This is a genomic window from Sphaerospermopsis kisseleviana CS-549 (assembly GCF_028329225.1).
Lineage (GTDB): Bacteria > Cyanobacteriota > Cyanobacteriia > Cyanobacteriales > Nostocaceae > Sphaerospermopsis > Sphaerospermopsis kisseleviana.
Genome location: NZ_JAQMTI010000086.1, coordinates 1 through 6704 on the forward strand (window position 1 = coordinate 1; position 6704 = coordinate 6704).

The window sequence follows — 6704 nt, forward strand, 5'->3', positions numbered from 1 at the left end:
AGTCAGGAGTCAGGAGTCAGGAGTCAGGAGTCAGGAGTCAGGAGTCAGGAGTCAGGAGATCAAGGAGTCAGAATGAAGATTTTTCTATTCCCTATTCCCTATTCCCTATTCCCTATTCCCTATTCCCTATTCCCTTCTTTACCAATTACATTACCATCCCACCATCGACGTTAAAGACTTGACCTGTAATGTAAGCTGCGGCGGGATCAGCTGCTAAAAACCTCACCATACCAGCAATTTCTTCTGGTTCACCAAACCGCCCCAAGGGAATAAATTGTAATATGTTATCAGCTTTGATATCGCTGGTCATGTCAGTTTTGATAAAGCCTGGTGCTACGGCGTTAACGGTGATACCACGGGTAGCTAGTTCTTTGGCGATGGTTTTGGTAAAACCAATCACACCTGCTTTGGCGGCGCTGTAGTTTGCCTGTCCTGGATTGCCCATTTGTCCGGCTACAGAAGCAATGTTGATAATTCTGCCAGAACGTTGTTTGAGCATGATTTTACTGACGGTTTTTGTACATAAAAATACACCTGTTAAGTTGAGGTCTATAACAGCTTGCCAGTCTTCTAATTTCATCCGTAATAACAATGTATCGCGGGTAATCCCTGCATTGTTGACTAAGATATCAATGCGGTTAAATTTTTCTAAGGTTGTGTTTATCAGTGTATCTACTTGATCTGCTTGGGAAACATCTGCTTGGAGGGCGATGGCTTCTCCTCCTGCTGCTGTAATTTCTGCTACTACTTGTTCTGCTGCGGTGCTGGAACTGGCGTAGTTAACTACGACTTTTGCACCTTGGGATGCTAGTTGGAGAGCGATCGCACGTCCAATACCTCTAGATGCTCCTGTAACAATGGCGACTTGATTCTGTAATAATGTCATCTGATTTTTATGAATGTTTGCAGATACGGCGTTAATTATTTTATGGTGATTTGGGAGTGATTGAACTATTTAGAGGTTGTCAATAAAGTTGTTTAGTGATGACAGGTGACGGGTAACGGGTGACGGGTGACTGTTTATTTATCTGTGAAAATAAAAAACTTGACTCATTATTTGATACTATTAATAAGTTGGAATTAGTCAGAATTACCCCATGTAATTATTGATTAATTCACCCAAATTAGCACTAAATTTACCTAAAGAGGGCGATCGCATTGCGGCAACTTTAGGAGAAAAAAAGGCGATTATTTTAAGAAATCATGGGTTATTAACTGTTGGTCATAAGCTGTTGTGCAGCTAGATTGTATAATAGGGAATTAAGTAACTAAGCGATCGCTTCTGAATTATGCCAGCAAAAAACCATCTGTCTCAAGAACAGAGAGAAAAGCTATTAAAACACCTAAAAGAGCAAGATAATCCTTATGTAAGAGAGAAAATACTAATATTATTGTTGATGAATGTGGATATGAATTTGGCAGATGGACATCAGCAAGATTAGCGACATATCTAGAAATAGAGACAGGAATAAAGTTAAGTAGTTCGCAAGTAAGGAGAATTTTAGAGAGAAAAAAGTACGTTTACCTTTGGGCAAAGTATAGCCTAGAGGATAAACAAAGTCCAGAGAAGCGTAAGTTATTTAAAGAAAAATTAGCTGAATATTTAAAAATAACAAAATCATCACCAGAGCGTTTACAGGTATGGTTTTGGGACGAGAGTGGATTTAGTTTAAGAGTGATAAGAAGAAAAACATGGGGAAAGAAAGGCAAGAGAAAAGAGGTGACAGGACAAAGAAGAAGGGGAAGAGTGAATATTATGGGAGGGTTGCGTTATCATGACAAAAAAAGAATAAATTTTGTGATTAAACAGGGAAATGCAGATGTGTTTTATGAACAGTTAAAATCTCTCAACTATTTTTTAAAACAGGAATGGATAGAAGCAGGAAATAAGCCTGAAGACTTTAATGATAATTCAGCTAAGATAGTGATTATTCTTGATAATGCTAGTTACCATAAAAGAAAAGATATTTTGGCTCGTATTGAAGCAGAAATGCCAAATATTATTCTGGAATTTTTACCACCTTATAGTCCAGATTATAATTTAATTGAACTGGTATGGCATTCAGCGAAATAATATATAGCCCACAGATTATTTGAATCAGTAGAACAGTTAGAAGAATTATTAAATAAATTGCTAAACGAAGGAGGTCTTATTATTAAATGGGAGCGCAAAGTTAAAAATAAAGGTAATGCTGTTTATTCGATTTAGCTGCACAACAGCTTACCAAGTATTAATTTTTATTTTAAAATCTCTCGCAGAAAGAGTCTGAGCAAGACTCCTGTACTAATAAAGCTCACCAAAAGTAACACTTAGTATTTTAATAGACGAATTTAAACAGATATTGCAAAATTTCTCTATCTAATGGAGGAATAAAGATACAAACAATAAATACTAAATAATTAAATATTCCGATCACCTGACGAACTTTAATACAATATTCCCCCGTTGATATCTGATAGCGGGGGCTTTTTTTATCAATTTTTTATCTAATTATACCAACAAATAATTTTATCTAAAAATTTATCTCTCTAAAGGAGGACTTGATAAATAGCGAATAATTATTAAATATTAAATAGCCCGATTACCCTACCGGACTTTAGCTCCAAACCCCCTCTTGTTATTAACCGTTCAAGAGGGGGCTTTATTCAGATATCAATTGATAATTGACAATTGAAAATTGATAATTGTTTGATTGCAGTTTAAAACCTATCCTTTCCATGAAAATGTGGCTGTCTATTTTCAATATTGGAATTTTTGAACATTTATCATTTATTATTTATGAGTTGTGATTAAGGATTACAATATTCACATAATCCCGGATCTGCAAACTGTTTACCATCAGGATATAATTTTTTCTCTATGAAATTACATTTGCGACATTGATAAATTACCGCCATAGTTAATAAAGTTGGTTGATGGCAACTTTCACAAGGTAAACCTTTAATTTTTTGAGTTATACTAAATCCAGGGGTAGAACATTGAGGACAACAACTATTAATTTTATTCAGCAAATCTTGGGTAGCTTTTTCGATATTCTTCATCCGCATTGGATTATAAAGCGCCCGCATATCAGTTTCTATATGTAAATTACCATCGGGGGAATTATTGAAAGCGAAATTCACAGCTTCCTGTAATTTTTCTGTGGTAGTTATACCTTTAATAATTTCAAGATTTTCAGGATTTGATTTTTCAAACCAAACCACTAAACCATGTTCAGGGAAACCGACTTTTTCAGCAAATTCTTCTGCTTCTGCTAAACTGCTAATAACTCGATGATTAAAGTTAGTATCAGTAGAAAAAACTTCGCCAACAATTTCTAATTCTTTTTCTTGATCTAAAAAAACAATAATTTCTCTGTTAGCATAAATATAAGGAAAACTGGGATGAGGTGCAAAACTTCCTTCACTAGCAATAGCTATAGTTTCCCCTGTCATCTCCATAGCTTTTTGTGCTTTTAATTTTGCAGTGGCAATTTGTGTATCTGGGCGTTTTATTTCTCTGGTAAATGTGCCAAAAACATCCGTGTTAAAATCCTGTGGTACAATAATCTTAATTCCTAATTCTTGTTGTAATAATGGGGCAATTACTTGTTCTTTATGGTGCATAGTTGCGATCACAGCCACACGGTTATTAAAGAGATTTTTCAATAATTGCTTTGTCATTACTGTTGAGACTCCCTGATAAATAATATTACAGAAGATTGCAGATCAATCAGGTACAGAATCAAAGGTGAAACCTAGATATAAAGAGAGAGGGCAACCACAGGGGGTTTGCCCCTACTGACTCCTGACTCCTGAATCTTACATTTTTATGGTGGGCAATGCCCACCTCAAAACTTAACTTTGCGCTTGGGGAACTTGATTATTTTGATTAACTTGATTCATTTCTGCCAACATTTTTTCTTTATTGCGTCTGCGAATTTTGGCATACATTTGAATACTAGCAGCCATGAAAATCACTAAACCAAAAATTAACCAAGCAGTAATATCTGTGGGTAGATTATTCTTGAAAATAGCCAACATGACAATGACAACTAATAACAAAGTCGGTGCTTCATTTAAAGCCCTTAATTGTTGTCCACTCCACTTACATTCATCGGCGGCTAACTGTTTCATTAATCTACCACAATAATGATGATAGATTAATAAAATACCCACAAAGCCTAATTTAAAATGTAACCAAGTTTCTTTTAACAAGTCTGGGTTAGTGGAAAGAATACCAATGGCCATCGCTACGGTGACGATCATTCCGGGGATGGTAATAATATGGTAAAGACGTTTTTCCATCAGTTGATACTGGTTTTTCAGTATCGTTTTTGCGGGTTCTGGTTCTTGGTTCGCTTCTGCGTGGTAAATAAATAAACGCACCAGGTAGAATAACCCTGCAAACCAAACTACAAAACCAATAATGTGAAAGGCTTTAAACCATGAATAAGCCATGAATTGTCACCTACCTTAGTCAATTTACAGATGATTGCATTTACTCTTATTATCAGGTTACGGCAATAGTTGACAAGGTTGCAGATTATCGCGGTAATTAGTAATTGATAATTGGTAATCAATTATTTCTGTCACCTGTCACCTGTCACCTGTCACCTGTCACCTGTCACCTGCTATGACGACGCACAAAGGGTAACAGGTCTTGTAAAATCACTTCATGATAATGTTCTTGGGGATAATGTCCCACATTATGTAACTTAATTATGTCCCCATCGGGTACAGATTTCACAAAACTTTCAGCCATATCTAAAGATAACCAAGGGTCAATGATTCCCCATTGTACTAAAATCGGTTTTTGCCATTCTTTAAAACCTGTTTCAATTTCTGACATGGCTTGATCCAGTTGCAAATTTCTAATTGTTGATAGTAAACTGCGACCAGATGCTGAAGTTTTCAAGAACGGTTTTCTATAAACATCTAAATCTTGATCTTCGATGCGATAACGACATCCACCTTCTAAGGTTCTATCCACTAATAAGGGATCTTGTGTCATCATTTCCCCTGCTAATGGTAAACCCATTTGTTGAATTTTCCAAGGTAGTTTAGCAGATGTAGAAATGGGAGCATTTAAAATGGCAATGTTGGCGATTTTTTGAGGATTTTTCAAGGCATATTGTAAACCAACTGAACCTAAAAATCCCTGCACAACTAAGGAAAAACGTTCTAATTCTATAGCTTGAATAAAGTCATCTAAAGCTTTGATAAATGCGTCGGGAGTGTAAGCAAAATCGCGTTTTTCTGGTTTTGCAGAAAAGCCGTATCCAATCCAATCTGGTGCGATCGCTCTTGTTCCCTGTGCTGCCAAAGCTGGTATAATATTTCTCCAGCTATAACTTTGGGAAACTATGCCGTGTAGTAATACCACTGGTAATAAATCACTTTGTCCAATGGGTTGGGCTTCCCGATAATACCATTCTAGGGAATTTACTGTTATCTTATGTTCTTTTATTGACACTTTATTTTCCGATCCTGAAAATGCAATGATATAGATCCCCGACTTCTAACATTAATTTATCATTTATTGTCAAGACTAAAAAACAAGTAGGGGATTATTGACTTTTATTTGACAACCTGATAAAATAAGGAGCTATTAAGAGATATCATAAAACAGTTAAATATTTTTTGTCAGAATAATGAATTAATAAAAATTAATACTTGTTCCTGTTGTGTAGGTGTTAAATTGTCTAGTTTTTCTAAAATATATTTTTTGTTTTCCAGTGCTGGATTCATCATGAAAATCCTTATCATTTGTAAAAAAATCTTCTTTAATTATATAGGCATCCGCTTTTATTTGTGAAAATATCCTAATTTTTTAATTGATTCTATCCTGTAAATCCTTTAATCCTGGATATCTTGATTCTGAAAATCTGCGTTTATCCGCGTTTATGTATTTATCCTGCAAACAAAGATTCTAAATCTTGACGACCATTGACAATTCTGAGAATTTCTACATGATCATCAACAAGTTGATAAAGAATGATGTAACCATTAAGAGGTATTCCCCGCATTCCTTTTCTGATGTGTTCGTAACTACGCCCCATTTGGGGAAATTGCAGCAAGTTTTCACACTTTCTCGTAAATTCTTGAAAAATCTTTTCTCCTGTTTCAATATTTCTAGTTAAAAAATATTCGGAAATGCTATCTAAATCTTTTATTGCTTGAGGTGAAATTAAACATTGATTCATTTTTTCGCCTCACGCGCATGGCGAAATTTGGCTTGCATTTGTTCAATGACTGTTTCTAAAGGAACTCCTTCACCTCGTTCTAATTCTGCTGCTGCTTCGTTGACTTTAATTCTCACATCTTCTACCCATTCTTCATATTCTTTTTGTGTTTCTTGTAACAATTGTAATGCTTGATTAATTACTGCTTGAGCATCAGGAAATTTACCTTGTGCTAGTTGGGTTTTAATAAACTGTTCTTGTTCTGGGTTTAGGGTAATATTCATGGTTTGTCTTCTGTGATTGATAATTTTTATTATAAACAATATGTAACTTGGGTTAGTTCCACCATGACAAGCATATTCCCATTCAGCCTCTAGTCTCTAGTTCCCATGCTCTGAGTGAGCAAGTCCTAAGTTGACAATTTCATAGACAAAACTATACTTGTATTGACAAAAATCAATATATTTTTAGGAAAAAATCAACTACTTGATATATAATACGGTGATATCAAGTATTGAATTGAGACTATTGCCGACGCGA

At 35.2% G+C, this 6704-nt stretch carries 7 protein-coding genes and 2 pseudogenes; 3 read left to right on the forward strand and 6 right to left on the reverse strand.

What is annotated here, in order from left to right; genetic code table 11:
• Window positions 1–145: 145 nt before the first annotated feature.
• Window positions 146–886, reverse strand: a complete 741-nt coding sequence (gene fabG, locus PN497_RS06455) for a 3-oxoacyl-[acyl-carrier-protein] reductase (RefSeq protein WP_096567195.1) — start codon at window positions 884–886, stop codon at window positions 146–148.
• A gap of 256 nt (window positions 887–1142) precedes the next feature.
• Between fabG and PN497_RS06460 the strand changes: the two are divergent.
• The 3 genes and pseudogenes from PN497_RS06460 to PN497_RS06465 form a co-directional block, all read left to right on the forward strand.
• Window positions 1143–1232, forward strand: a pseudogene (locus tag PN497_RS06460) (class II aldolase/adducin family protein); the annotation flags it as partial.
• A gap of 57 nt (window positions 1233–1289) precedes the next feature.
• Window positions 1290–1442 carry a hypothetical protein gene (locus tag PN497_RS25885; protein ID WP_409349322.1) on the forward strand — a complete coding sequence of 51 codons (153 nt, stop codon included), beginning with the start codon at window positions 1290–1292 and terminating at the stop codon, window positions 1440–1442.
• Window positions 1400–2209, forward strand: a pseudogene (locus PN497_RS06465) (IS630 family transposase); the annotation flags it as partial. The gene PN497_RS25885 and the pseudogene PN497_RS06465, both read left to right, overlap by 43 nt.
• Before the next feature lie 581 nt (window positions 2210–2790).
• On the opposite strand, the gene PN497_RS06470 reads toward PN497_RS06465, so the two are convergent.
• From PN497_RS06470 to PN497_RS06490, 5 genes are all read right to left on the reverse strand, one after another.
• Window positions 2791–3663: a DUF6671 family protein gene (locus PN497_RS06470; protein ID WP_096567194.1), complete on the reverse strand. Its 873-nt coding sequence runs from the start codon at window positions 3661–3663 to the stop codon at window positions 2791–2793.
• Window positions 3664–3837: 174 nt separating this feature from the next.
• On the reverse strand, window positions 3838–4440 hold the full coding sequence (gene hemJ / locus PN497_RS06475) for a protoporphyrinogen oxidase HemJ (RefSeq protein ID WP_096567192.1): 603 nt from the start codon (window positions 4438–4440) through the stop codon (window positions 3838–3840).
• Between the two features lie 166 nt (window positions 4441–4606).
• Window positions 4607–5455 carry an alpha/beta fold hydrolase gene (locus PN497_RS06480; RefSeq protein ID WP_096567190.1) on the reverse strand — a complete coding sequence of 283 codons (849 nt, stop codon included), beginning with the start codon at window positions 5453–5455 and terminating at the stop codon, window positions 4607–4609.
• A gap of 436 nt (window positions 5456–5891) precedes the next feature.
• Window positions 5892–6185, reverse strand: a complete 294-nt coding sequence (locus PN497_RS06485) for a type II toxin-antitoxin system RelE/ParE family toxin (RefSeq protein WP_096567188.1) — start codon at window positions 6183–6185, stop codon at window positions 5892–5894.
• Window positions 6182–6448 carry a ribbon-helix-helix domain-containing protein gene (locus PN497_RS06490; protein ID WP_096567186.1) on the reverse strand — a complete coding sequence of 89 codons (267 nt, stop codon included), beginning with the start codon at window positions 6446–6448 and terminating at the stop codon, window positions 6182–6184. Before PN497_RS06490 ends, PN497_RS06485 begins: the two co-directional genes overlap by 4 nt.
• Window positions 6449–6704: the final 256 nt, after the last annotated feature.

Bases quoted from the DNA above. Each gene is read 5' to 3' on its own strand.
- fabG (WP_096567195.1), bottom strand. From the start codon at position 886: ATGACATTATTACAGAATCAAGTCGCCATTGTTACAGGAGCATCTAGA.
- hemJ (WP_096567192.1), bottom strand. From the start codon at position 4,440: ATGGCTTATTCATGGTTTAAAGCCTTTCACATTATTGGTTTTGTAGTT.
- PN497_RS06490 (WP_096567186.1), bottom strand. From the start codon at position 6,448: ATGAATATTACCCTAAACCCAGAACAAGAACAGTTTATTAAAACCCAA.
- PN497_RS25885 (WP_409349322.1), top strand. From the start codon at position 1,290: ATGCCAGCAAAAAACCATCTGTCTCAAGAACAGAGAGAAAAGCTATTA.
- PN497_RS06470 (WP_096567194.1), bottom strand. From the start codon at position 3,663: ATGACAAAGCAATTATTGAAAAATCTCTTTAATAACCGTGTGGCTGTG.
- PN497_RS06485 (WP_096567188.1), bottom strand. From the start codon at position 6,185: ATGAATCAATGTTTAATTTCACCTCAAGCAATAAAAGATTTAGATAGC.